Origin of the sequence: Pseudomonas sp. BN411, from assembly GCF_029871235.1 — a bacterium.
Lineage (GTDB): Bacteria > Pseudomonadota > Gammaproteobacteria > Pseudomonadales > Pseudomonadaceae > Metapseudomonas.
This window is the reverse complement of the sequence record NZ_SSOM01000067.1, coordinates 271,777-296,141: the sequence shown is the minus strand read 5'-3', so window position 1 is coordinate 296,141 and position 24,365 is coordinate 271,777. Positions and strand designations below refer to the sequence as shown.

Below are 24,365 nucleotides of genomic sequence, written 5' to 3'. Positions count from 1 at the left end.
CGAAGGAATCAGCGGAAGCTATGTAAGACGGGAGCGTAGTCTACCGGAAAGACCCTACCAGCTCAAACTTTGGTCATTCGTCGGTGGCGTCCAGCGCAGCCGCCAGTTGCCCGCAGGTGGACCATCAAGGCCGGGAAGATTGGCGATGGCTTGCAAGTCACCGTCCACCACCAGCAGCGGCAATCGGCCGCGGACAAAAGTCGGCACACGGGATTCATTGAGCAACCGTTTGAGGTCCCGACGCCCTCTCCCTGCGATCAAAAGCACTTCACCGCCCTGGCGATAGCGGATCTCGAGCATTCCAGCAGGTGGCGTCCCCTCGATTTCCAGCCGTCCGTTGCCGGGCAGCACAAGAGGTCGGGCGGGGTCGGGCCAGGTGAGATCCGAAGCCGGCGCGGCGAGCCAGTCGCCGGATAACCACCACAACCGTCCGTCGGCGCGCTGCAACACGCCCTTAGCCAGACGCCAGACCGGCGTCGCATCGATTGCCGCATCCCGCAGGTCTTCCCAACCTGCCCAATGGTCGCTGTCGGGCAGCGGCGTCAGCGGCGCCAGCCAGAAGCGCAGTGCGTTGCGCTGCCGGGCAGGCGAGAGGGACGCGAGCGATTGCAGCTCCAGGGACGGCAGGGTCAGCCAGGAGAATTCGCTGATGCCAGACGCCCTGTCGAGATCGGCCCGTGCCAGTTCACCCAGCAGGCCTTCCGCCTCGCCCATGTGCTCGGCACTGCGCGCCAAGCTTTCTACGGCCTTGGGCCAGCGGGCCTGCAACACCGGGAAGACGTCGTGGCGGAGAAAGTTCCGGGCGAGCGAGGTGTCGGCATTGCTCGGGTCTTCCACCCAGGCAAGGCCTTCGGCACAGGCGAAGGCCTCCAGCTCCGCGCGAGGAAATTGCAGGAACGGCCTGACCAGGATACCCGCCCCCAGAGGGCGGCTCTCCGGCATGCCCGCCAGACCGCGCACCCCCGCCCCGCGCAACAGGCGGAAGAGCAGCGTTTCCGCCTGGTCGTCGCGATGCTGGGCGCTCAGTAGCACCTCGCTTGCTCCCAGCTGACGACAGAAGGCGGCGTACCGAGCATCCCGGGCGGCTCTTTCCAGGCTGGGCCCGGAGTCGACCTTCACCCGCAGCACCTCGAGCGGCACACCCAACTCGTCGCAGACGCGCTGACAATGTTCAGGCCAGGTATCAGCCACAGGCTGCAGGCCGTGATGGATATGGATGGCGGAAATCGGTGGCAGGGCTTCGCGACGGGCGAGACGCACCAAAAGATGAAGCAGTACGGTGGAATCGAGCCCGCCAGAGTAGGCAACGTGCCAGGCCGGCGCATGGCGCCAGAGGGCCAGAGCAGTCAGGAGGCGGGACTCGAGGGACATGGTGTGGCTCAAAAAAAAATCGGGCCCCAAGCATAAAGCCGGGGCCCGATCTTTACAGCTTCTGGCGGGATCAGGCTACGCCGTAGCTCATCAGACGGTCATAACGACGCGCCAGCAGATCCTCGTTGTTGAGCTTCTGCAGGGTCTTCAGCTGCTCGGAGAGCTCCTTGCGGATCGACTCGGCGGCAGTGGCCGGATCACGGTGGGCGCCACCCAGGGGCTCGGCGATCACCTTGTCGACGATACCCAGGCCCTTCAGACGCTCGGCGGTGATGCCCATGGCTTCAGCGGCATCCGGCGCCTTCTCGGCGGTTTTCCACAGGATCGAGGCGCAACCTTCCGGCGAAATCACCGAATAGGTGGAGTACTGCAGCATGTTCAGGCGGTCGCAAACGCCAATGGCCAGTGCGCCGCCAGAACCGCCTTCACCGATCACGGTGGCGATAATCGGGGTCTTGAGGCGAGCCATGACACGCAGGTTCCAGGCGATAGCCTCGCTCTGGCCACGCTCCTCGGCATCGATGCCCGGGTAGGCGCCGGGGGTATCGATGAAGGTGAGGATCGGCATCTTGAAGCGTTCGGCCATTTCCATCAGGCGGCAGGCCTTACGGTAGCCCTCGGGGCGCGGCATGCCGAAGTTACGGCGAACCTTCTCGCGTACGTCACGGCCTTTCTGGTGGCCGATGATCATGACCGGCTGGTCGTTCAGACGGGCAATGCCGCCGACGATGGCCGCGTCATCGGAGAAATGACGATCACCGTGCAGCTCGTCGAACTCGGTGAAGATGTGCTCGATGTAATCGAGGGTGTAGGGCCGGCGCGGGTGGCGTGCCAGTTGGGCAATCTGCCAGCTGGACAGGTTGCCGAAGATGCTCTCGGTGAGCGCGCTGCTCTTTTCCTGCAGGCGAGATATCTCGTCAGTGATGTTCAGGGCGTTGTCGTTACCGACCAGACGCAGCTCCTCGATCTTGGCTTGCAGATCGGCGATGGGCTGTTCGAAATCCAGAAAGTTCGGGTTCATAGGCTTCCGTCGTGCGCTTGGGGCCAGGCGGCTGGTTCCATTTGGCGCCCTACCTTAAGGGATCGGGCGCGTTCGGGTCGAGATCAAATCGAAATCGGGCCGGTGCGGGCGTGCCATCACGCTCGCATCAGCGGTAGTGCAGGAAGACGTTGTCGCGCCCGAACTGGTCACGCAATGCCTGAATCAAAGCGTCGGCCGGTGCGATCCGCCAGTCATCGCCGAACTGCAGCAGGGCCTTCGCGTCATTGCCGCTGTAGTCCAGGGTCAGGGGGCAGGAGCCGCGATGGCGACCGCACAACTCGGCCAGCCAGCGCAGGCGATCGCCTTGCAGGGCACTGAAGTCCACCTTCATCCGCAGGCTTTCCGCCAGACCGGTACGGGCTTCCTCCAGGCTCAGCACGCGCTTGGCACGCAGGCGCAGGCCACCGGAAAAGTCGTCGTGGCTCACCTCCCCTTCCACCACCACCATGGCGTCGGTCTGCAACAGGCCGCTGGCAGCGTTGAAGGCATCGGCGAAGAGCGACGCCTCGATACGTCCGGAGCGGTCGTCGAGGGTGATGAAGCCCATCTTGTCGCCCTTCTTGTTCTTCATCACCCGCAGGTTGACGATCAGGCCGGCGATGATCTGGGTGTCCCGCGCCGGTTTCAGCTCGACAATGCGCTGGCGGGCAAAGCGACGGACCTCGCCCTCATATTCGTCGATCGGGTGGCCGGTGAGGTACAGGCCCAGGGTGTCCTTCTCGCCCTTCAGGCGCTCCTTGAGGGACATTTCCTTGGCCCTGCGGTGATTGGCGTAGAGATCCGCCTCCGGCTCGGCGAACACGCCACCGAAGAGATCCATATGGCCGCTGTCATGGCTGCGGGCAGTCTGTTCAGCGGCCTGGATAGCTTCTTCCATGGCGGCCAGCAGCACTGCGCGGTTGGTGTCGATACCCGCCTGGTAGGCCTTGGGCTCGTTGCTGAAGAACGGACCGAGGCGATCCAGAGCACCGCAGCGAATCAGGGCTTCCAGGGTCCGCTTGTTGATGCGCTTGAGATCGACGCGATTGCAGAAATCGAACAGATCCTTGAAGGGACCGCCTTCTGCGCGGCACTCGGTAATGGCCTCCACCGGACCTTCACCCACGCCCTTGATGGCGCCCAGTCCGTAGACGATCTGGCCGTCTTTATCGACGGTGAAGCGGTACTCGGAGTTGTTCACGTCCGGCGCGACGATGCGCAGCTTCATGTGCCGACATTCTTCGATCAGCGTCACCACCTTGTCGGTGTTGTGCATATCCGCAGTGAGAACCGCGGCCATGAAGGGCGCCGGGAAGTGTGCCTTGAGCCAGGCCGTCTGGTAGGAGACCCAGCCGTAGGCGGCCGAGTGGGATTTGTTGAAGCCGTAGCCGGCGAACTTTTCCACCAGGTCGAAGATGTTGCCCGAGAGGGCGGGGTCGATTCCATTACTGGAGCAACCTTCGATGAAGCCGCCACGCTGCTTGGCCATTTCCTCGGGCTTCTTCTTGCCCATGGCGCGGCGCAGCATGTCCGCACCACCGAGGGTGTAGCCCGCCATCACCTGGGCGATCTGCATCACCTGCTCCTGGTACAGGATGATGCCGTAGGTGGGCTTGAGCACCGGCTCAAGGCCGGCGTACTGGTAGTCCGGGTGCGGGTAGGAAAGCTCCGCGCGACCGTGCTTGCGGTTGATGAAGTCGTCCACCATGCCTGACTGCAGCGGGCCCGGACGGAACAGCGCCACCAGAGCGATCATGTCTTCCAGGCAGTCCGGCTTGAGCTTCTTGATCAGCTCCTTCATGCCGCGGGATTCGAGCTGGAAGACGGCGGTGGTCTCCGCCTTCTGCAGCATGTCGTAGGTTTTCTTGTCGTCCAGCGGGATACGGTCGATATCGACCAGGGGCTTGCCCAGCTTCTCCTGCTCCCGGTTGATCATCTCCATCGCCCACTTGATGATCGTCAGGGTACGCAGGCCGAGGAAGTCGAACTTCACCAGGCCAGCGGCTTCCACATCGTCCTTGTCGAACTGGGTCACCAGGCCGGCGCCCTCTTCATCACAGGCGATCGGCGAGAAGTCGGTGAGTTTGGTCGGCGCGATTACCACGCCACCGGCGTGCTTGCCGGTACCCCGGGTGATGCCTTCCAGCTTCAGGGCCATGTCCCAGATTTCCTGGGCTTCCTCATCAGTCTTGAGGAAGTCGCGCAGCACTTCCTCCTGGTTGTAGGCCGCCTCCAGGGTCATACCGACTTCGAAGGGAATCATCTTCGACAGGCGATCGGCCAGGCCGTAGGACTTGCCCTGCACCCGGGCTACGTCACGCACCACCGCCTTGGCCGCCATGGAGCCGAAGGTGATGATCTGGCTCACCGCATTACGCCCGTACTTGTCGGCCACGTAGTCGATCACCCGGTCGCGGCCGTCCATGCAGAAGTCGACGTCGAAGTCGGGCATGGAAACGCGTTCGGGGTTCAGGAATCGCTCGAACAGCAGGTCATAGGCCAGCGGGTCGAGGTCGGTGATCTTCAGCACGTAGGCCACCAGCGAGCCGGCACCCGAGCCCCGGCCCGGTCCCACGGGCACACCGTTGTTCTTGGCCCACTGGATGAAGTCCGCAACGATCAGGAAGTAGCCGGGGAAACCCATCTGGATGATGGTGCCCAGCTCGAACTCCAGGCGGTCGATGTAGACCTGCCGCTTCTCTTCGTAGTCAGGCGTGGTGTCCTTGGGCAAGAGCACGGTCAAGCGCTCTTCCAGCCCCTCAAAGGAGGCATGACGCAGGTAGTCGTCGATGCTCATGCCGTTGGGCGTGGGGAAGTCAGGCAGGAAGTGCTTGCCCAGCTGGACCTCGATGTTGCAGCGCTTGGCGATCTCGACAGTGTTTTCCAGCGCCTCGGGGATATCGGCGAACAGCTCGGCCATTTCCGCCGGGGACTTGAGGTACTGCTGATCGGAGAAGTTGCGCGGGCGGCGCGGGTCATCCAGGACCCGGCCCTCGCCGATGCACACGCGGGTTTCGTGGGCCTCGAAGTCGTCAGCCTTGATGAAACGCACGTCGTTGGTGGCCACCAGCGGTGCGCCGCAACGATCGGCCAGGGCGACGGCCGCATGGACGTGCTCTTCGTCGTTGACTCGCGAGGTGCGCTGAAGCTCCAGGTAGAAACGGTCGGGGAAGACGGATTGCCACTCGGCCAGCAGGGCTTCGGCACCGGCCTGGTCACCGTTGAGCAGAGCCATGCCGATCTCCCCTTCCTTGGCGCCGGACAGGGCGATCAGGCCCTCGGCGGCCTCCTTCACCCAATCGCGCTGGATGATCACCAGGCCGTTGCTCTGACCTTCGGACCAACCACGGGAAACCAGTTCGGTGAGATTGCGATAGCCCTTGGCATTCATCGCCAGGAGGGTCATGCGGCTCAGGGGGCCGTCCTCGACAGGGCTGTCGAGCCAGATATCGGCGCCGCAGATGGGCTTGATGCCGCCGCCCATGGCGGTCTTGTAGAACTTCACCAGCGAGCACATGTTGCTCTGGTCGGTGATCGCCACCGCCGGCATGCCCGCTCCCGCCACGGCCTTGACCAGTGGCTTGACCCGCACCAGGCCGTCTACCAGGGAGTATTCGGAATGCAGACGCAGATGGACGAAGGAAGCGGTCATGGAAGTCCTATGCAAAACGCGAAAACGACAAGGCCCGGATTGTACCGGGCCCTCGGACAAAGCTACAGGCTTGGGGCATGGTCGCGGACAGGAGCGACAACGGGCCTCAGCGACCGCCCTCGATCAGCTCCCGGACAGGGCCGAAGGAGCGACGGTGAATGGGGGTCGGCCCCAGACGGCGCAACGCCTCCAGGTGGACAGCGGTGGGATAGCCCTTGTGCCCGGCGATGCCATAGCCGGGGTAGAGCGCATCCAGCTCGGCCATTTCCCGGTCGCGGCTGACCTTGGCCAGGATGGAAGCCGCGGCGATGGCCGGTACCTGGCTATCACCCTTGACCACCGGCGCGCTGGGCACCTTGAGCTTGGGGCAGCGGTTGCCATCGATCAGCGCCAGTTTCGGGGTCACGCTGAGTCCTTCCACCGCACGCTGCATCGCCAACATCGTGGCGTGCAGAATGTTCAGTTGGTCGATCTCCTCCACCTCGGCGCGGGCGATGCACCAGGCGAGCGCCTTCTCGCGGATTTCGTCGAACAGCGCTTCGCGACGCGCTTCGGACAGTTTCTTCGAATCGTTCAGGCCGAGGATCGGCCGCGCCGGGTCGAGGATCACCGCAGCGGTTACCACCGGACCGCAGAGGGGGCCGCGGCCGACTTCGTCGACGCCGGCCACCAGTTCTTCCACCAGGCTGAAATCCAGGCCAAGTTGCATCAGGACACTCCAATCAATTTCAGGATGGCGTCGGCCGCCTGCCGCGACGCGTCCTGGCGCAGGGAGCGGTGAATGACATCGAAGCCGTGGGTCTGCACCTCGCCGTCATCCAGTAGCGGCGAGACGGTCTGTGCCAGGGCCTCCGGGGTCGCAGCGTCCTGCAGCAGCTCAGGCACGAGCAGGCGCTGGGCCAACAGGTTGGGCAGGGACACGTAAGGACTCTTCACCAGGCGCTTGAGGATTCGGTACGTGAGCGGCGCAACCTTGTAGGCCACCACCATCGGACGCTTGTAAAGGAGCGCTTCCAGCGTGGCGGTGCCGGAAGCGATCAGCACTGCGTCGCAGGCGGCCAGGGCTTCGTGCGAGCGCCCGTCCAGCAGTTTCAGGGGAAGGTCGCGGCCGGCCACCATCGCCTCGACCTGTTCGCGCCGCTCCGGGCTCGCGCAAGGCAGGACGAAACGGATGCCGGGCCGGATTGAGCGCAGACGCTCGGCGGCATCGAGGAACAAGGCCCCGAGCTTGCCAACTTCGCCGCCCCGGCTTCCGGGCAGCAGCGCTACCACGGGGGAATCTTCGGGCAGGTCGAGCTGCCCACGCGCTACCGCGCGATCCGCTTCCAGCGGAATGGCATCGGCGAGCGGGTGACCAACAAAGCGCACCGGTACGCCGTGCTCTTCATAGAAGCGAGCCTCGAAGGGGAAGAGCGTGAGCATCAGGTCGCAGCCTTCACGGATCTTCAGCACACGCTTCTGCCGCCAGGCCCAGACCGACGGGCTGACGTAATGAACGGTCTTGATCCCGGCCCGGCGCAACTTGAGTTCGACCCCGAGGTTGAAGTCCGGTGCGTCGATGCCGATGAAGACGTCGGGACGCTCGTCGATCAGGGTCTGGATCAGCCGCTTGCGCCGACGCAGCAACTCTGGGAGGCGACCGAGCACCTCCACCAGGCCCATGACCGCCAGGCGCTCCATGGGGAAATAGGATTCCAACCCTTCAGCTTGCATGCGCGGGCCGCCAACTCCGATGAACTGGACGTCGGGATGGCGCGCCTTGAGCGCCTGCATCAGGGTGGAGCCGAGGATATCGCCGGACGCCTCGCCGGCAACCAGCGCGATGCGCAAGGGACGATTCATGGTCTCAGCGGGTGATGCCGCGGGTCGAGGACTGGATGGAGTCGCGGAAAACGGCAACTTCCGGGAACTGGGCAGAGGACTCGGCCAGTTCGGCCAGTGCCTGCTCCACGGTCAGCCCCTGGCGATAGACCACTTTGTAAGCACGGCGCAGGGCCGCGATGGCCTCCGCGCTGAAACCGCGACGGCGCATGCCCTCGAAGTTCATGCTGCGGGCCTCGGCCGGGTTGCCGAAGACGGTGACGTAGGCCGGTACATCCTTGCCGATGGCGGTTCCCATCCCGGAGAAGCTGTGGGCACCGATACGGCAGAACTGGTGGACCAGGGTATAGCCGGAGAGGATCGCCCAGTCGTCCACATGCACGTGGCCGGCCAGAGCGGTGTTGTTCACCAAAATGCAATTGTTGGCGATGACACTGTCATGGCCGATATGCACATAGGCCATCAGCAGATTGTGGTCGCCAATGGTGGTTTCAGAGCGGTCTTGCACAGTGCCACGGTGGATGGTCACGCCTTCGCGGATCACATTGTGGTCACCGATCACCAGACGGGTGGGTTCACCCTTGTACTTCAGGTCGGGCGTGTCTTCGCCCACCGAAGAAAACTGGTAGATGCGGTTGTGCTTGCCGATGCGGGTCGGTCCCTTGATGACCACATGAGGTCCGACCACGGTCCCCTCGCCGATTTCCACATCGGGTCCAATGATCGACCAGGGGCCGACCTGAACTCCATCCGCCAGCTTGGCTGTCGGATCGATAATGGCGCGAGGGTCAATCAAACTCATAGTTTGCGTTCCGCACAGATGATCTCTGCCGAGCAGACTTCCTTGCCATCGACGCTGGCTTGGCAGTCGAACTTCCAGATACCGCGTTTGACGCTGACGAACTTCGCATCGAGGATCAGTTGATCACCCGGCAGCACCGGCTGGCGGAAGCGCAGCTTGTCGGAGCCAACGAAATAATAGAGGGTGCCGTCGGCGGGCTTCACGTCGAGCATCTTGAAGCCGAGGATACCGGCCGCCTGTGCCATGGCTTCGATGATCAGCACGCCGGGCATGATCGGGTGCTGCGGGAAGTGGCCGTTGAAGAAGGGCTCGTTGATGCTGACATTCTTGTAGGCGCGAATGCGCTTGCCTTCAACATCCAGTTCCACCACCCGATCCACCAGGAGGAAGGGGTAGCGGTGCGGCAGATATTCGCGAATCTCGTTGATGTCCATCATGTTCCTGGAGCCTTTTCAGAGGATTGGGGATGCACGGCGCTGCGTGAATCACGCTTCTGATGAAGCATCCCCGCCCGGGGTCACTGCCGCCAGGCGTTTTTCCAGTTGCTGCAGACGACGCGCCATGTCGTCCAACTGGCGAATCCGGGCAGCACTCTTCTTCCAATCCGCGGCGGTCTGCATCGCGGTACCGGAGGAGTAGGCTCCCGGCTCGGTGATATTGCGCGTCACCATGGTCATGCCGGTGACGAATACGTTGTCGCACACTTCAATGTGGCCAACCATGCCCACGCCGCCTGCGATCATGCAGTTACGGCCAATCTTGGTGCTGCCGGAAATACCGACGCAGCCGGCCATGGCGGTGTTGTCACCGATCTGCACGTTGTGCGCGATCATGATCTGGTTATCCAGCTTCACGCCATTGCCGATCAGAGTATCGGAGAGTGCACCACGGTCGATGGTGGTGTTGGCACCGACTTCAACATCGTCACCCAGGGTCACACCACCGATCTGCGCAATCTTCTGCCAGACACCCTTCTCGTTGGCGAAGCCGAAGCCCTCGCCGCCGATCACGGCGCCAGACTGGATCACCACGCGCTTGCCGATCTTCACATCGTGATAGAGGGTCACACGCGGAGCCAGCCAGCCGCCTTCACCGATGACGGTGCGGGCACCAACCACGCAGTGGGCACTCAAGGTCACACCAGCGCCGATCTGCGCGCCGGACTCGATCACCACGTAGGCGCCAACACTGGCGCTCGGGTCGACCTTGGCATCGGCCGCGACCACGGCGGTCGGATGAATACCCGGTTGCGCCTTGGGCTTGGGATCGAACAGGTGGGAAAGCTCGGCGTAGGCCAGGTAGGGATTGGCCACGACCAGGGCATCGCCAGCAAAGCCTTCTGCGTCGGCTGCGGTCAGCAGCACGGCGGCGGCCTTGGTATCGACGAGAAACTTGCGGTACTGCGGGTTGGCCAGGAAGGTGAGCTGGCCAGGGCCGGCCTCCTGCAAGGTGGCCAGGCCACTGATAGCCTTGTCCTCGGAGCCACGCAGGGTGGCGCCGAGACGTTCGGCCAGTTGGCCGAGGGTGAAGACCGGGGCCGCCATCATCAACGCTGCTGGTTCATGCGCTCGATGACCTGGCGGGTGATGTCGTACTGCGGCTTGACGTCAACCACAGCACCACGCTCCAGCACCAGGTCATAGCTGCCTTTCTTCAGGACTTCTTCGACAGCCTTGTCCAGCTTCGGCTTGAGCTGCTTGAGCATGTCGCGATCAGCAACGGCCTTGGCTTCGTTCAGCTCCTTGGACTGGAACTGGAAGTCACGGGCCTTCTGCTTGAACTCGAGCTCCAGACGCTCACGCTCGGCCTGCTGCATCTTCTCGCCATCTTTCACCAGACGGTCCTGAATGCGCTTGGCGTCGCTTTCCAGAGTCTTCAGCTTGTTCAGCTGGGGACCGAACTTCTTTTCGGCGTCGACGGCATATTTCTTGGCTGCGTCGGATTCCAGCAGGGCCATCTGATAGTTCAGTACCGCAATCTTCATTTCCGCAAAGGCCGGAGTCGCCATCATGGCAGCGGCCACCAGAACGAATTGAGTCAACTTACGCACGATGCAACTCCTGCAACACATACTGTTGTCTTGAAATAATACTTAGAAGGTCTGGCCCAGGGAGAACTGGAATACCTGGGTATCGGCATTGTCCGGCTTCTTGACGGGCATGCCCAGACTGAAGCTCAGCGGTCCCAGCGCGGTGATCCAGGTCAGGCCCACACCCACGGAGCTGGCCAGATCACCGGCGTTGATGCTGCTGCAGTTGGTCGCGGTGGACGAGCAACTGGTGTCGAACACGTTACCCACGTCCCAGAACAACACGGTACGCAGCTGGCGCTGGTCCTTGACGAACGGCATCGGGAACAGCAGTTCCACACCGCCCTGGATCAGCACGTTACCACCGAAGGGCAGCGGGTCCTGGTCCGGGTCGAAAGCGGTGCCCGGGTTCGTACCCTTACTCGGCGTACTGCGCGGGCCGAGGCTGCTGTCTTCGAAGCCACGAACGGAGTTGAAACCACCGGCGAAGTAGTGCTCGTAGAACGGCAGCTCGGAGGTGGAACCATAGCTGTCGCCGTAGCCCAGCTCAGTGTGCCAACGCAGAGCGGTGTTCTGGCTCAGCGGAGTGAACAGCTGGCCGCGGTAGTCGAGCTTGTAGAACGACAGGTCGCTACCCGGGATGGTGCTTTCCAGCACCAGGCTCTGGGAATGGCCACGGGTGGCCAGCACGCCCTTGTTCAGGGTCGATTCGGACCAGCCGACCGAGCCCTTGAAGTTCAGGTAGCTGTCGCCTTCCTGTTCGAGGAAATCGAAGATCTCGTCGACGGTGTAGATACCGGTGTTGATCTTGTCCTGCTGTACGGTCAGGCCGTAGGTCAGGCGCGCGGTCTCACTGATCGGGTAGCCGATGCTGACGCCGGCACCGTAGCTGTCCACGGCATAGCTGGACACATCGGTATCGAGATCGTCGTAGTCGGTGCTGCGGTAGAAGGCGTTGTAGCCCAGGCTCACGCCATCCGGAGTCCAGTAGGGATCGACGAAACCGAAGTTGTAGCGGGTCTGGTACTCGGAACGGGTCAGGCCGATGCTGACCTTGTTACCGGTACCCAGGAAGTTGTTCTGGCTGATGGAACCGCCAAGGATCAGGCCGGCGCTCTGGGCGAAGCCCACGCTGGCAGTGATGGAGCCGGACGGCTGCTCTTCCACGGTGTAGTTGACGTCGACCTGGTCATCGGTGCCGGGCACCTGCGGGGTTTCGACGTTCACTTCCTTGAAGAAGCCGAGGCGTTCCAGACGGGTCTTGGACTGGTCGATCAGGTAGGTCGAGGCCCAGCCACCTTCCATCTGGCGCATTTCGCGACGCAGCACTTCGTCTTCGGTCTTGGTGTTGCCGCGGAAGTTGATGCGGTTGACGTAGGCGCGCTTGCCCGGATCCACCACGAAGGTGATGGAAACGGTGTTGTCCTCGTCGTGAGCTTCCGGCACGCCGTTGACGTTGGCGAAGGTGTAGCCCTCGTTACCCAGGCGGCGGGTGATCAGTTCGGAAGTGGTGGTCATCACCTTGCGCGAGAACACCTGGCCCTGCTGTACCAGCAGCAGCTTCTTCACTTCGTCCTCGGGCACCTTGAGGTCGCCGGAGAGTTTCACTTCGCGAACGGTGTACTTCTCGCCTTCGTCGACGTTGACGGTGACGTAGACGTGCTTCTTGTCCGGGGTGATGGATACCTGGGTGGAGGAGATATCCATATTGATGTAGCCGCGGTCCAGGTAGTAGGAACGCAGGCGCTCCAGGTCACCGGACAGTTTCTCGCGGGCGTACTTGTCGTCGTTCTTGAAGAAGGACAGCCAGTTGGTGGTCTTCAGCTCGAACAGGTCGATCAGGTCTTCATCGGGGAAGACGGTATTACCGACGATGTTGATGTGCTGGATGGCCGCGACCGAGCCTTCGTTGATCTTGATCTTCAGGGCCACGCGGTTGCGCGGCTGCGGAATCACTTCGGCTTCGATCTCGGCGGAGTAGCGGCCCTGGGCCACGTACTGGCGCTGCAGCTCGTTACGTACGCCTTCGAGGGTGGCGCGCTGGAAGATCTCGCCTTCGGAGAGGCCGGATTGTTTCAGGCCCTTGAGCAGGTCTTCGGTGCTGATGGCCTTATTGCCCTCGATCTCGATGCTGGAAATCGACGGGCGCTCGACTACGGTGATAACCAGGACATCGCCATCGCGACCCAGCTGGATGTCCTGGAAGAAGCCGGTCTTGAACAGTGCGCGGGTGGCTTCGACCAGACGGCGGTCGTCGGCGGTGTCACCGACGTTGAGCGGCAGGGCGCCGAACACGCTGCCGGCGGAAACCCGCTGCAGGCCGTTGACGCGGATGTCGGAGATGTTGAAGGACTCGGCGTGAACCTCGGCGATCATGAGTGCGGCAAGCACCGCAGGTAGCAGCAGGCGTTTCATGAAGTCCTTTTTTATTCCAACCGGTAATAAAGAATCTGCCGCGCAAGGCGGCAGACTCGAAAATCAGTGACTCGTTACAGACGGCTCAGATCGTTTACCAGGGCGAGCAACATCACCCCTACGACCAGACTGATACCGATCTGCACCCCCCAAGCCTGCACCCGCTCTGACAATGGGCGACCTCGCGCCAATTCGATCAGATAGAACAGCAGGTGCCCCCCATCAAGGACGGGAATTGGCAACAGATTGAGAACCCCCAGGCTTATGCTCAGATAGGCGAGGAAATTGAGAAAATCCCCCACCCCGGACTGGGCCGAAGCGCCCGCCACTTTAGCAATGGTTATCGGCCCGCTCAAGTTTTTTACCGAGAGCTCGCCAAGCAACATTTTCTTTAGGGAATCCAGAGTTAGCAGGCTCATGGACCAGGTCCTGGCCGCTGCTTCGGTCACCGCATCGAGCGGGCCGAAACTGACTTCCCGGAGCATTTCCGCCGGCCAGTCGACACCTTTCACCCCGGCACCGAGGTAGCCACTGCGTGCCTCACCCTCACCACGGGAAGCCAGGGTCACCTGAACGTCACGCGCCTGGCCCTGAGTCTCGACACTGAGGGTGATGCGCTCGGCGGGACGCTTGCGTACCCGCTCGACCAGTTGCTGCCAGTCGTCCAGCGGTTGACCGTCCAGGGCCAGCAGACGGTCGCCTACCTTGAGGCCGGCAGCCTGGGCCGGGCCTTTTGGATCCAACTCATCGAGGATCGGCGGGATGGCCGGGCGCCAAGGGGTAATACCCAGGGCGCCAATCGGATCAGGCTCTTCCACGCCCTTGAGCCAGGCGTTCAGCTGCAGTTCACGAAACTCTTCGGTGGTGGCGCCGGCCTCGCGGACACCCACCTGCAAGGATCCGGATTCGCCCAGACGGCGGATCAGCTGCAGGTTGACCTGGGACCAGCCAGTGACTGCCTTGCCATCGACCGAAACGATTTCCTCGCCGACCTCAAGTCCTGCGCGGGCAGCAATACTGTCGGGTGCGATGCTGCCGATGACCGGCTTGACCTGCTGACTGCCGAGCATCGCCAGCACCCAGAAGAACAGCAGCGCAAGGAGGAAGTTGGCGATGGGACCGGCCGCAACGATGGCAATGCGCTGCCCCACCGGCTTGCGATTGAAGGACTGTCCGAGCAGTTCCGCGGGCACTTCGGCCTCGCGCTCGTCCAGCATCTTCACGTAGCCGCCAAGGGGAATGGCAGCTACTACGAACTCCGTGCCGTGGCGATCATGCCAACGGAACAGCGGCATGCCGAAGCCGACGGAGAAACGCAGGACCTTGACCCCGCAACGCCGGGCCACCCAGAAGTGACCAAACTCGTGGAAGGTCACCAGCACCCCGAGAGCAATCAGGGTGCCAAGAATCATGTACACAGCGCTCATCGGTTTCCTCCGGAGCAAGCGACCACTAAAGGCCGGCCGCTAGCGCCCTTGACGGACCAACCACTGCTGCGCCGCGGCCCTGGCTCGGGCGTCAGCTTGCAGCACGGAGTCCAGCGTTTCGACCGCACTTGCCGCTTCGCGGTTCAGCACTTCGTCGATGATACTCGCGATCTCGGTGAAGCGGATGCGTCTACCCAGGAAGGCCGCAACAGCCACCTCGTTCGCGGCATTGAGCATCGCCGGGGCACTACCGCCCTCCTCCGCCGCCTGTCGAGCCAGGCGCAAGCAGGGGAAGCGCCCTTCGTCCGGGGCCTGGAAGTCCAGGCGGGCCACGGCGAACAGGTCCAACGGCGATACGCCGGAATCGATGCGTTCCGGCCACGCCAGCGCGTGGGCGATGGGGGTGCGCATGTCCGGATTGCCCAGTTGGGCCAGTACCGAACCGTCCACGTAGTCCACCAACGAGTGGATCACACTCTGCGGATGGATCACCACTTCCACCTGGGCCGGGCGCGCGTCGAACAGCCAGCAGGCCTCGATCAGCTCCAGCCCCTTGTTCATCATGCTGGCCGAATCCACGGAAATCTTGCGCCCCATGGACCAGTTGGGATGCGCACAGGCTTGCTCAGGCGATACCTCTGGCAACTGCTCCAGCGGCATCTCTCGGAACGGGCCGCCGGAAGCGGTCAGCAGGATGCGACGCACGCCTACGGGCGCCAGTCCACGGGCGTAATCCCTGGGCAGGCATTGGAAAATCGCATTGTGTTCGCTGTCGATCGGCAGCAACACGGCACCGCTCTTGCGCACGGCCTGCATGAACAGGGCGCCGGACATCACCAGCGCTTCCTTGTTGGCCAGCAGGACGCGCTTACCAGCCTCAACCGCAGCCAGCGTCGGCTTGAGACCGGCAGCGCCTACGATAGCTGCCATCACAGCGTCGACCTGCGGGTGAGCGGCGACTTCGCAAAGCCCTTCCTCACCCACCAGGACACGCGTCTTAAGCCCGGCTGCCAGCAGACCGCCTTGCAGATGACGGGCGGAATCGGCATCCGGCACTACAGCGAATTCGGGGCGATGGCGCAGGCACAGGGCCTCCAACTCGCTCAGTCGGCTGAAGCCGCTGAGGGCGAAGGCCTGATAACGATCAGGATGGCGAGCAACGACATCCAGGGTGCTGAGGCCGATGGAGCCGGTAGCCCCCAGCACGGTAATGCGTTGCGGCTGACTCACAGGGCACCCCAGCCGGCAGCCCAGAGCAGCGCGGCGAACAGCGGGATGGCTGCAGTCAGGCTGTCGATGCGGTCCAGCACGCCACCATGGCCCGGCAGCAGGTTGCTGCTGTCCTTGATGCCGGACTGGCGCTTGAACATGCTTTCGGTCAGGTCGCCCACCACCGAGATCAGCACCACCAATGCGGCGCCAGCCAGGGCCAGTACAAGCTCCGAACCCACCCAGCCACGGTAGAAACCAACACCCACGGTGATCGCCAGGCTGGCCAGCAGACCACCCACCAGCCCTTCCCAGCTCTTGCCGGGGCTGACGTTGGGTGCAAGCTTGCGCTTGCCGAATGCCTTGCCGGAAAAATAGGCGCCGATATCGGCTGCCCAGACCAGGACCATCACGGCGAGAATCAACCAATTGGCCAGCGGCCATTGCTTGAACAGCACCAGCCCCTGCCATGCGGGCAGCAAGATCAACAGGCCGATGACCAGCTTGCCCGGCGTACCACCCCAGTAGCGGCTCGTTTCGGGATACCCCAGCACGAGGATGGTCGCCGCCCCCCACCAGAGCACGCCGAGCACCAGGACCAGCGGCGCCAGTGCCGGCGCGAGATATAGCCCATAGAGCAGTGCCGCCACGAGCAGGCCGTAGGCGACGCGCAGCGGCTGTGAGGAAAAGCCCGCCAGGCGCGCCCACTCCCAACCACCGAGGCTTACCACGGCACCGATGAACAGGGCGAAGGCGCCGCCATCCAGCCAGAAGAAGCCCGCAAGGGCGATGGGCAGCAACACCAGGGCGGTGATGACGCGTTGTTTCAGCATTTGGCTCGGGCCTCGGCTTCTAGCTGCTCGCTTGTCTTGCCGAAGCGACGCTGGCGCTTGGCGAAATCGGCCAGCGCCTTGCGCATGGCTTCGTGCTTGAAGTCAGGCCAGAAGAGATCAGAGAAATACAGCTCGGCGTAGGCGAGCTGCCAAAGCAGGAAGTTGCTGATGCGATGCTCGCCACCAGTGCGGATGCACAGGTCGGGCAACGGCAGATCGCCGGTGACCAGGCAGCTTTGCAGCAACTGCGGAGAAATGTCGTCGACCTGCAGATGACCAGCCTGGACCTCACGCGCCAGGCGCTGTGCGGCCTGGGTGATGTCCCACTGACCGCCGTAGTTGGCGGCGACCTGAAGGACGAACTTCTGATGGGTGGAGGTCAGTTGCTCAGCTTCGCGCATGGCGGCTTGCAGCTCCGGATGGAAGCGCGAGCGGTCGCCAATGATGCGCAGGCGGATGTCGTTCTGGTCCAGGCGCCGAGCCTCGCGGCGCAGCGCCCCCAGGAACAGCTCCATCAGGGCGCTGACCTCGTCGGCCGGACGCTGCCAGTTCTCACTGGAGAAGGCGAACAGGGTGAGCACCTCGACACCGGCCTCGGCACACACCTCGATCACCGCCCGGACCGCGTCCACGCCGGCCTTGTGGCCAGCGACGCCAGGCAGCAGGCGCTTCTTCGCCCAACGGTTGTTACCGTCCATGATAATCGCCACATGCCGTGGCACCGCGGGGTTCGCGCCTTGCTGCTTCTTGTCCATGGCGATACCGGACGTCAAACGGCCATCAGGTCTTTTTCTTTGGTTTCCAGAGCCTTGTCGACTTCGCCAACAAACTTGTCGGTCAGCTTCTGGACGTCGTCAGCGGCACGACGCTCGTCGTCTTCGCTGATTTCCTTTTCCTTGACCAGATCCTTCAGCTGCGCCAGGGCATCACGACGGATGTTGCGCACGGCAACACGGGCGTTTTCGGCTTCGGCACGCGCCTGCTTGGTGAAGCCCTTGCGGGTTTCCTCGGTCAGGGCGGGCATCGGCACACGAATGGTGGTGCCGGCAGTAGCCGGGTTCAGGCCCAGGTCGGAGGTCATGATGGCCTTTTCCACAGCCTGGATCATGCTCTTGTCGAACACGGTCAGGGCCAGGGTACGGGAGTCCTCGGCAATCACGTTGGCCACCTGGCGCAGCGGAGTGTCGGCGCCATAGTAGGAGACCATGACGCTGTCCAGAATGCTCGGGTGCGCACGCCCGGTGCGGATCTTGGCGAAAGCATGATCCAGCGATTCCAGGGTTTTCTTCATGCGCTCCTGCGCTTCTTGCTTGATCTCGTTGATCACTGTTCGCCCTCCTCGATCAGGGTTCCTTCGGCGCCGCCGACCACGATGTTCAGCAGGGCACCCGGTTTATTCATATTGAAGACCCGCAGCGGCATCTTCTGATCACGGCACAGACAGATGGCCGTGAGGTCCATGACACCCAGCTTGCGATCCAGCACCTCGTCATAGGTCAGGCGCTCGAACTTCTCGGCATTGGGGTCCTTGAACGGGTCGGCAGTGTACACGCCATCGACCTTGGTGGCTTTCAGCACCACGTCAGCATCCACTTCGATGGCTCGCAGGCAGGCGGCCGAATCGGTGGTGAAGAACGGGTTGCCGGTGCCGGCGGAGAAGATCACCACTTCGCCGGAGCTCAGGTGGCGCATGGCCTTGCGGCGGTCGTAGTGGTCGGTCACGCCGACCATGGAAATGGCCGACATCACGATGGCGGGGATGTTGGAACGCTCCAGCGCATCACGCATGGCCAGGGCGTTCATCACGGTGGCAAGCATGCCCATGTGGTCGCCGGTTACCCGATCCATGCCAGCGGCGCTCAGGGCCGCACCACGGAACAGGTTGCCGCCGCCGATCACCAGGCCGACCTGGACGCCGATACCGACCAGTTGGCCGATTTCCAGCGCCATACGATCGAGGACCTTCGGATCGATACCGAACTCCTCGGAGCCCATCAGGGCCTCACCGCTGAGTTTGAGCAGAATGCGTTTGTAGCGAGGTTGGCGGCCACTCACCTGCTGAGCCATTGCGTATCTCTCCTGCGGCGCTATTGAATTCATGGGCATCAAAGCCCGGTGTACTGGCGAGTCCTGAGACTACGCAAACGGCAATTGGTGCCCGGCTACCGGGCCCGCCGCTGGAACCGCCCCGAAATGGTTCCCCAGTTTGACGAAGAGGCCGCACGCGTGAGCGGGCAGCCTCTTACGGGGCGACAGCCGAAGCCGTCTTATTGCTTGGTAGCAGCGACCTGGGCAGCTACTTCGGCAGCGAAGTCGACTTCGACTTTCTCGATGCCTTCGCCTACTTCGTAACGAACGAAGGAAACGATTTCGGCGCCGGCTTTCTTGGCCAGGTCACCGACCTTGACTTCCGGATCCTTGACGAAAGGCTGCTCGACCAGGCTGGCTTCGGCCAGGAACTTGGCGATACGGCCCTTGACCATGTTCTCGACGATGTTTTCCGGCTTGCCGGCGATTTTGTCGGCGTTCAGGGCCAGGAAGATTTCCTTTTCCTTGGCAACGGCTTCTTCGGAAACTTCGGCCGAGCTCAGGAACTGCGGGTTGCTGGCAGCCACGTGCATGGCGATGTCCTTGGCCAGCTCCGGGGTGCCGCCCTTCAGGTTCACGACTACGCCGATGCGGTGGCCGTGCAGGTAGGCACCAACCACGTCGCCTTCAACGCGAGTCAGACGACGGATGTTGACGTTTTCGCCAGTCTTGGAAACCAGAGCCAGACGAGCTTCTTCGCGGGACTCAACCAGCGGAGCGGCGTCGGTCAGCTTCTCGTTGAAAGCCTGTTCCAGGGAAGCGGCAACGAAGCCTTTGAAGTCGTCCTGCAGAGCCAGGAAGTCGGTCTGGGAGTTGACTTCGATGATGACGGCAACCTTGTTGTCGTCTGCCACTTTGACAGCGATGGCGCCTTCGGCAGCGATGTTGCCAGCCTTCTTGGCAGCCTTGATGGCGCCAGCGGCGCGCATGTCGTCGATGGCCTTCTCGATGTCGCCTTCAGCGGCGGTCAGGGCCTTCTTGCAATCCATCATGCCCAGGCCGGTACGCTCGCGCAGTTCTTTAACCAGGGCTGCAGTAATCTCTGCCATGTCGCAATCCTCTTGAATAGGTTTTCAACCATTCAGCCCGGAGACCGGGCATTCACAATTCGGAGGTGGCAAAAAGGGGGCCTAGCCCCCTTCTTGCGCACCGGGTAACGCTAGACGGCTGTCAACTCAGCCTTCTGCGGCCTCGGAAGCAGCTTCTTCGACGAACTCGTCAGGACCGCCAGCGGCATTCTGACGACCGCGGATTACAGCATCAGCAACGCTGGAGAGGTACAGCTGAACGGCGCGGATGGCGTCGTCGTTACCCGGGATGACGTAATCAACGCCTTCCGGGCTGCTGTTGGTATCGACGACGCCGATAACCGGGATGCCCAGCTTGTTGGCTTCGGTGATAGCGATGCGCTCGTGGTCAACGTCGATCACGAACAGAGCGTCCGGCAGGCCGCCCATGTCCTTGATACCGCCCAGGCTGCGCTCGAGCTTCTCGAGGTCGCGGCTGCGCATCAGAGCTTCTTTCTTGGTCAGCTTGGCGAAGGTGCCGTCCTGGGACTGGGTTTCCAGATCGCGCAGGCGCTTGATGGACTGACGGATGGTCTTGTAGTTGGTCAGCATGCCGCCGAGCCAGCGGTGATCGACGTACGGGGAGCCGCAGCGAGCAGCTTCTTCACGAACGATCTTGCCAGCGGAGCGCTTGGTGCCGACGAACAGAACCTTGTTTTTGCCAGCAGCCAGTTTCTCAACGAAGCTCAGGGCGTCGTTGAACATCGGCAGGGTTTTTTCAAGGTTGATGATGTGGATCTTGTTACGCGCGCCGAAAATGTACTTGCCCATTTTCGGGTTCCAGTAACGGGTCTGGTGGCCGAAGTGCACACCGGCCTTCAGCATATCGCGCATGTTGACTTGGGACATTTCAATTCCTCGATAAGTCGGGTTAGGCCTCCACGTATCCCAATATCCAACCCTTTCGGGCACCCAGGAGATCGTGTCGATACGTGTGTGGGTTAAAAGCTTCCGGACAGCACGTCCGTAAAGCGGCGCGTTTTATAGCACGAAAAGCTGGGTAGAGCTACTGCAACGATACGCCTCAAATCAGGTGCTTTCCTCCCTGGCGCTTATGGCTTGCGGCTTGAAGCTGTTAATATCAAGCCTTTTCCGTTTGCGCCCGAGAGCCAATATGACCGTCACCATCAAGACGCCCGCAGAAATCGAGAAAATGCGCGTTGCCGGCCGCCTGGCCGCCGAAGTGCTGGAGATGATCGGCGAGCATGTCAAACCCGGCGTGACTACCGAGGAACTGGACCGCATCTGCCATGACTACATTGTCAACGTGCAGCAGGCCATCCCCGCTCCCCTGAACTACAAGGGGTTCCCCAAGTCGATCTGCACCTCGGTCAACCACGTGGTGTGCCACGGCATCCCCAACGAGAAGCCGTTGAAAGATGGCGATATCGTCAACATCGACGTCACCGTCATCAAGGACGGCTACCACGGCGACACCAGCAAGATGTTCATGGTGGGCAAGGCGCCGGAATGGGCCGACAAGCTCTGCCGCGTAACCCAGGAGTGCATGTACAAGGGCATTCAGCTGGTAAAACCGGGCGCACGCCTGGGCGATATCGGTGAAGTGATCCAGAAGCACGCCGAGAAGCTGGGCTATTCGGTGGTTCGTGAATACTGCGGCCACGGCATCGGCGCCGTGTTCCACGAAGAGCCCCAGGTCCTGCACTACGGCCGCGCCGGTACTGGCATGGAGCTCAAGGAAGGCATGACCTTCACCATCGAGCCGATGATCAACCAGGGCCGCCCGGAAACCCGCCTGCTGGGCGACGGCTGGACCGCCATCACCAAGGACCGCAAGCTTTCCGCGCAGTGGGAGCACACCGTCCTGGTGACCGCCGACGGCTATGAAATCCTGACCTTGCGCAGCGACGACACCCTGTCGCGCACCTCGCCCTGATCACCCACCTTATATAAGGAACGCCGCCCCATGCCGCAGGTGGATCCCGAGTTGTTCGACCGCGGGCAGTTCCAGGCGGAACTGGCCTTGAAGTCCAGCCCCATCGCTGCCTTCAAGAAAGCCATTCGCCAGGCCCGCGATGTGCTCGACAACCGTTTCGCCAACGGCCGCGACATCCGTCGCCTGGTGGAAGACCGCGCCTGGTTCGTCGACCAGATCCTGCGGGCGGCATGGGGGCGCTTCGGCTGGAGCGAGGACGCCGACATCGCCCTGCTGGCCGTGGGCGGCTACGGGCGCGGCGAGCTGCACCCCTTCTCCGATATCGACTTGCTGATCCTGCTGGACAGCGCCGACCACGAAGTCTTCCGCGAACCCATCGAAGGCTTCCTCACCCTGCTCTGGGACATCGGACTGGAAGTGGGCCAGAGCGTGCGCTCGGTGGCCGAATGCGCCGAAGAGGCACAGGCCGACCTGACGGTGGTGACCAACCTGATGGAAAGCCGGACCATTGCCGGTCCCGAGCATCTGCGCCAGCGCATGCTGGAGGTCACCAGCCCCGATCAGATGTGGCCGAGCAAGCACTTCTTCCTCGCCAAACGCAACGAGCAGAAGGCGCGCCACGCCAAGTACAACGACACCGAATACAACCTGGAACCCAACGTGAAGGGTTCCCCGGGTGGCCTGCGCGATATCCAGACCATCCTCTGGGTCGCCCGCCGCCAGTTCGGCAGCCTCAACCTGCACGGCCTGGTGCAGCAGGGCTTCCTGATGGAAACCGAGTGCAGCATGCTGGCCTCCAGCCAGGAATTCCTCTGGAAGGTGCGTTACGCCCTGCACATGCTGGCCGGACGCGCCGAAGACCGCCTGCTGTTCGATCACCAGCGCAAGATCGCCTCCCTCCTCGGCTTCGAGGACGGCGACGGCAAGCTCGGCATCGAACGCTTCATGCAGAAGTACTACCGGGTGGTGATGGGGGTTTCCGAGCTCAGCGACCTGATCAACCAGCACTTCGAGGAAGTCATCCTGCGCGCTGGCGAGAGCGGTCAGGCGCAGCCGTTGAACAGCCGTTTCCAGCTGCGCGACGGCTATATCGAGGTGACCCACCCGAACGTCTTCAAGCGCACCCCCTTCGCCATGCTGGAAATCTTCGTGCTGATGGCTCAGCACCCGGAGATCAAAGGCGTGCGCGCGGATACCATCCGTCTGCTGCGGGACAGCCGTCATCTGATCGACGACGATTTCCGCAAGGACATCCGCAACACCAGCCTGTTCATCGAGCTGTTCAAGTCCACCCAGGGCATCCACCGCAACCTGCGGCGCATGAACCGCTACGGCATCCTCGGCCTGTACCTGCCGGAGTTCGGCCAAATCATCGGGCAGATGCAGCACGACCTGTTCCACATCTATACGGTGGACGCCCACACCCTCAACCTGATCAAGCACCTGCGCAAGCTGAAGTGGCCGGAGCTGGCGGAGAAATTCCCCCTGGCCAGCAAGCTCATCGACAAGCTGCCCAAACCGGAGCTGATCTACCTCGCCGGGCTCTATCACGACATCGGCAAGGGCCGCGGCGGCGACCACTCCGAACTGGGTGCCGTGGACGCGGAAATCTTCTGCGCCCGCCATCAATTACCGGTGTGGGATTCGCGCCTGGTGGCCTGGCTGGTGCAACACCACCTGGTGATGTCCACCACCGCCCAGCGCAAGGACCTCTCCGACCCTCAGGTGATCTACGACTTCGCCCGCCTGGTGGGCGACCAGACCCGCCTGGATTACCTCTACGTGCTCACCGTGGCCGACATCAACGCCACCAACCCGAGCCTGTGGAACTCCTGGCGCGCCAGCCTGCTGCGCCAGCTCTACACCGAGACCAAGCGCGCGTTGCGCCGCGGCCTGGAAAACCCGCTGGACCGCGAAGAGCAGATTCGCCAGACCCAATCCGCCGCCATCGATATCCTGGTGCGCAACGGCATCGACCAGGACGAGGCCGAGCAGCTCTGGAGCCAGCTGGGCGACGACTACTTCCTGCGCCACACCGCCAACGACGTGGCCTGGCACACCGAGGCGATCCTCCAGCACCCGGCCGGCAACGACCCCCTGGTGCTGATCAAGGAAACCGCCCAGCGCGAGTTCGAGGGCGCCACCCAGATATTCATCTACGCGCCGGACCAGCACGACTTCTTCGCCGTGACCGTGGCCGCCATGTCGCAGCTCAACCTGAACATTCACGACGCGCGGATCATCACCTCCACCAGCCAGTTCACCCTCGACACCTACATCGTGCTCGATGCCGACGGCGGGCGGATCGGCGAGAACCCGGCGCGCATCCGCGAGATCCGCGAAGGCCTGATCGACGCCCTGAAGAACCCGGACGAGTACCCGGCCATCATCCAGCGCCGCGTACCGCGCCAGCTCAAGCACTTCGCCTTCCCGCCGCAGGTAACCATCTCCAACGACGCCCAGCGCCCGGTGACCATCCTCGAACTGATCGCCCCCGACCGCCCCGGCCTGCTGGCGCGCATCGGGCGCATCTTCCTGGAGTTCGACCTGTCGCTGCAGAACGCCAAGATCGCCACCCTCGGCGAGCGGGTGGAAGACGTGTTCTTCGTTACCGACGCCAACAACCAGCCGCTCTCCGACCCCGAGCTCTGTCTGCGGCTGCAGGAGGCCATCGTCTCCCAGCTGTCCGACTCCAACGGCAAGAGCCTGGACCCGACACGAATAAGCATCTGA

General features: G+C 62.7%; 20 protein-coding genes. 2 read left to right on the top strand and 18 right to left on the bottom strand.

Going from position 1 to position 24,365, the window contains the following annotated elements; all coding sequences use genetic code 11:
- Positions 1–54 precede the first annotated feature (54 nt).
- The 18 genes from tilS to rpsB all read right to left on the bottom strand — a co-directional run bounded on the left by tilS (position 55) and on the right by rpsB (position 20,584).
- Complete coding sequence (gene tilS, locus E8F06_RS14080; protein WP_280368229.1) at positions 55–1,371, bottom strand: tRNA lysidine(34) synthetase TilS; 1,317 nt, start codon at positions 1,369–1,371, stop codon at positions 55–57.
- Positions 1,372–1,441: 70 nt separating this feature from the next.
- Entirely contained in the window at positions 1,442–2,392 is a 951-nt protein-coding gene (gene accA, locus E8F06_RS14075; RefSeq protein ID WP_280368227.1) for an acetyl-CoA carboxylase carboxyl transferase subunit alpha, read from the bottom strand.
- Between the two features lie 127 nt (positions 2,393–2,519).
- Positions 2,520–6,044, bottom strand: coding sequence for a DNA polymerase III subunit alpha (gene dnaE / locus E8F06_RS14070; RefSeq protein ID WP_280368224.1), 3,525 nt, complete (start codon positions 6,042–6,044; stop codon positions 2,520–2,522).
- A gap of 106 nt (positions 6,045–6,150) precedes the next feature.
- Positions 6,151–6,753, bottom strand: coding sequence for a ribonuclease HII (gene rnhB / locus E8F06_RS14065; protein ID WP_280368222.1), 603 nt, complete (start codon positions 6,751–6,753; stop codon positions 6,151–6,153).
- Complete coding sequence (gene lpxB / locus E8F06_RS14060) at positions 6,753–7,886, bottom strand: lipid-A-disaccharide synthase (RefSeq protein ID WP_280368220.1); 1,134 nt, start codon at positions 7,884–7,886, stop codon at positions 6,753–6,755. Before lpxB ends, rnhB begins: the two co-directional genes overlap by 1 nt.
- A gap of 4 nt (positions 7,887–7,890) precedes the next feature.
- Complete coding sequence (lpxA, locus tag E8F06_RS14055; RefSeq protein WP_280368218.1) at positions 7,891–8,667, bottom strand: acyl-ACP--UDP-N-acetylglucosamine O-acyltransferase; 777 nt, start codon at positions 8,665–8,667, stop codon at positions 7,891–7,893.
- On the bottom strand, positions 8,664–9,104 hold the full coding sequence (fabZ, locus tag E8F06_RS14050; RefSeq protein ID WP_280368215.1) for a 3-hydroxyacyl-ACP dehydratase FabZ: 441 nt from the start codon (positions 9,102–9,104) through the stop codon (positions 8,664–8,666). Before fabZ ends, lpxA begins: the two co-directional genes overlap by 4 nt.
- Before the next feature lie 48 nt (positions 9,105–9,152).
- Complete coding sequence (gene lpxD, locus E8F06_RS14045; RefSeq protein ID WP_280368213.1) at positions 9,153–10,214, bottom strand: UDP-3-O-(3-hydroxymyristoyl)glucosamine N-acyltransferase; 1,062 nt, start codon at positions 10,212–10,214, stop codon at positions 9,153–9,155.
- A complete protein-coding gene (locus E8F06_RS14040; protein ID WP_151136347.1) occupies positions 10,214–10,717 on the bottom strand; it encodes an OmpH family outer membrane protein in 504 nt (167 codons plus the stop codon). Before E8F06_RS14040 ends, lpxD begins: the two co-directional genes overlap by 1 nt.
- Before the next feature lie 42 nt (positions 10,718–10,759).
- Positions 10,760–13,111, bottom strand: a complete 2,352-nt coding sequence (bamA, locus tag E8F06_RS14035; protein WP_280368210.1) for an outer membrane protein assembly factor BamA — start codon at positions 13,109–13,111, stop codon at positions 10,760–10,762.
- Positions 13,112–13,185: 74 nt separating this feature from the next.
- Entirely contained in the window at positions 13,186–14,538 is a 1,353-nt protein-coding gene (gene rseP / locus E8F06_RS14030; RefSeq protein ID WP_280368208.1) for a sigma E protease regulator RseP, read from the bottom strand.
- A gap of 39 nt (positions 14,539–14,577) precedes the next feature.
- Entirely contained in the window at positions 14,578–15,768 is a 1,191-nt protein-coding gene (gene ispC / locus E8F06_RS14025) for a 1-deoxy-D-xylulose-5-phosphate reductoisomerase (RefSeq protein WP_280368206.1), read from the bottom strand.
- The gene (locus tag E8F06_RS14020; RefSeq protein ID WP_280368204.1) at positions 15,765–16,580 is read right to left on the bottom strand and encodes a phosphatidate cytidylyltransferase; all 816 of its coding nucleotides are present in this window, start codon (positions 16,578–16,580) and stop codon (positions 15,765–15,767) included. Before E8F06_RS14020 ends, ispC begins: the two co-directional genes overlap by 4 nt.
- Positions 16,574–17,335: a polyprenyl diphosphate synthase gene (uppS, locus tag E8F06_RS14015; protein WP_280368201.1), complete on the bottom strand. Its 762-nt coding sequence runs from the start codon at positions 17,333–17,335 to the stop codon at positions 16,574–16,576. Before uppS ends, E8F06_RS14020 begins: the two co-directional genes overlap by 7 nt.
- 14 nt (positions 17,336–17,349) lie before the next feature.
- Positions 17,350–17,907, bottom strand: coding sequence for a ribosome recycling factor (frr, locus tag E8F06_RS14010; protein ID WP_280368199.1), 558 nt, complete (start codon positions 17,905–17,907; stop codon positions 17,350–17,352).
- Positions 17,904–18,647 (bottom strand): UMP kinase, encoded by a 744-nt coding sequence (gene pyrH / locus E8F06_RS14005; RefSeq protein ID WP_044873768.1) that lies wholly within the window; start codon positions 18,645–18,647, stop codon positions 17,904–17,906. Before pyrH ends, frr begins: the two co-directional genes overlap by 4 nt.
- Before the next feature lie 200 nt (positions 18,648–18,847).
- Positions 18,848–19,717, bottom strand: a complete 870-nt coding sequence (gene tsf, locus E8F06_RS14000; RefSeq protein ID WP_280368197.1) for a translation elongation factor Ts — start codon at positions 19,715–19,717, stop codon at positions 18,848–18,850.
- Between the two features lie 126 nt (positions 19,718–19,843).
- Positions 19,844–20,584, bottom strand: coding sequence for a 30S ribosomal protein S2 (gene rpsB / locus E8F06_RS13995; protein ID WP_280368195.1), 741 nt, complete (start codon positions 20,582–20,584; stop codon positions 19,844–19,846).
- A 265-nt stretch (positions 20,585–20,849) separates the two neighbouring features.
- Here rpsB and map point away from each other — a divergent pair, with 265 nt between their 5' ends.
- Positions 20,850–21,632 carry a type I methionyl aminopeptidase gene (map, locus tag E8F06_RS13990; protein WP_280368193.1) on the top strand — a complete coding sequence of 261 codons (783 nt, stop codon included), beginning with the start codon at positions 20,850–20,852 and terminating at the stop codon, positions 21,630–21,632.
- A 30-nt stretch (positions 21,633–21,662) separates the two neighbouring features.
- Positions 21,663–24,365 (top strand): [protein-PII] uridylyltransferase, encoded by a 2,703-nt coding sequence (locus tag E8F06_RS13985; protein ID WP_280368191.1) that lies wholly within the window; start codon positions 21,663–21,665, stop codon positions 24,363–24,365.

Bases quoted from the DNA above. Each gene is read 5' to 3' on its own strand.
- rseP (WP_280368208.1), bottom strand. From the start codon at position 14,538: ATGAGCGCTGTGTACATGATTCTTGGCACCCTGATTGCTCTCGGGGTG.
- E8F06_RS13985 (WP_280368191.1), top strand. From the start codon at position 21,663: ATGCCGCAGGTGGATCCCGAGTTGTTCGACCGCGGGCAGTTCCAGGCG.
- dnaE (WP_280368224.1), bottom strand. From the start codon at position 6,044: ATGACCGCTTCCTTCGTCCATCTGCGTCTGCATTCCGAATACTCCCTG.
- fabZ (WP_280368215.1), bottom strand. From the start codon at position 9,104: ATGATGGACATCAACGAGATTCGCGAATATCTGCCGCACCGCTACCCC.
- tsf (WP_280368197.1), bottom strand. From the start codon at position 19,717: ATGGCAGAGATTACTGCAGCCCTGGTTAAAGAACTGCGCGAGCGTACC.
- rpsB (WP_280368195.1), bottom strand. From the start codon at position 20,584: ATGTCCCAAGTCAACATGCGCGATATGCTGAAGGCCGGTGTGCACTTC.
- pyrH (WP_044873768.1), bottom strand. From the start codon at position 18,647: ATGGCTCAGCAGGTGAGTGGCCGCCAACCTCGCTACAAACGCATTCTG.
- rnhB (WP_280368222.1), bottom strand. From the start codon at position 6,753: ATGCAACTTGGCCTGGATTTCAGCCTGGTGGAAGAACTGGTGGCCGGC.
- lpxA (WP_280368218.1), bottom strand. From the start codon at position 8,667: ATGAGTTTGATTGACCCTCGCGCCATTATCGATCCGACAGCCAAGCTG.
- E8F06_RS14020 (WP_280368204.1), bottom strand. From the start codon at position 16,580: ATGCTGAAACAACGCGTCATCACCGCCCTGGTGTTGCTGCCCATCGCC.
- tilS (WP_280368229.1), bottom strand. From the start codon at position 1,371: ATGTCCCTCGAGTCCCGCCTCCTGACTGCTCTGGCCCTCTGGCGCCAT.
- uppS (WP_280368201.1), bottom strand. From the start codon at position 17,335: ATGGACAAGAAGCAGCAAGGCGCGAACCCCGCGGTGCCACGGCATGTG.
- accA (WP_280368227.1), bottom strand. From the start codon at position 2,392: ATGAACCCGAACTTTCTGGATTTCGAACAGCCCATCGCCGATCTGCAA.
- lpxB (WP_280368220.1), bottom strand. From the start codon at position 7,886: ATGAATCGTCCCTTGCGCATCGCGCTGGTTGCCGGCGAGGCGTCCGGC.
- lpxD (WP_280368213.1), bottom strand. From the start codon at position 10,214: ATGATGGCGGCCCCGGTCTTCACCCTCGGCCAACTGGCCGAACGTCTC.
- bamA (WP_280368210.1), bottom strand. From the start codon at position 13,111: ATGAAACGCCTGCTGCTACCTGCGGTGCTTGCCGCACTCATGATCGCC.
- map (WP_280368193.1), top strand. From the start codon at position 20,850: ATGACCGTCACCATCAAGACGCCCGCAGAAATCGAGAAAATGCGCGTT.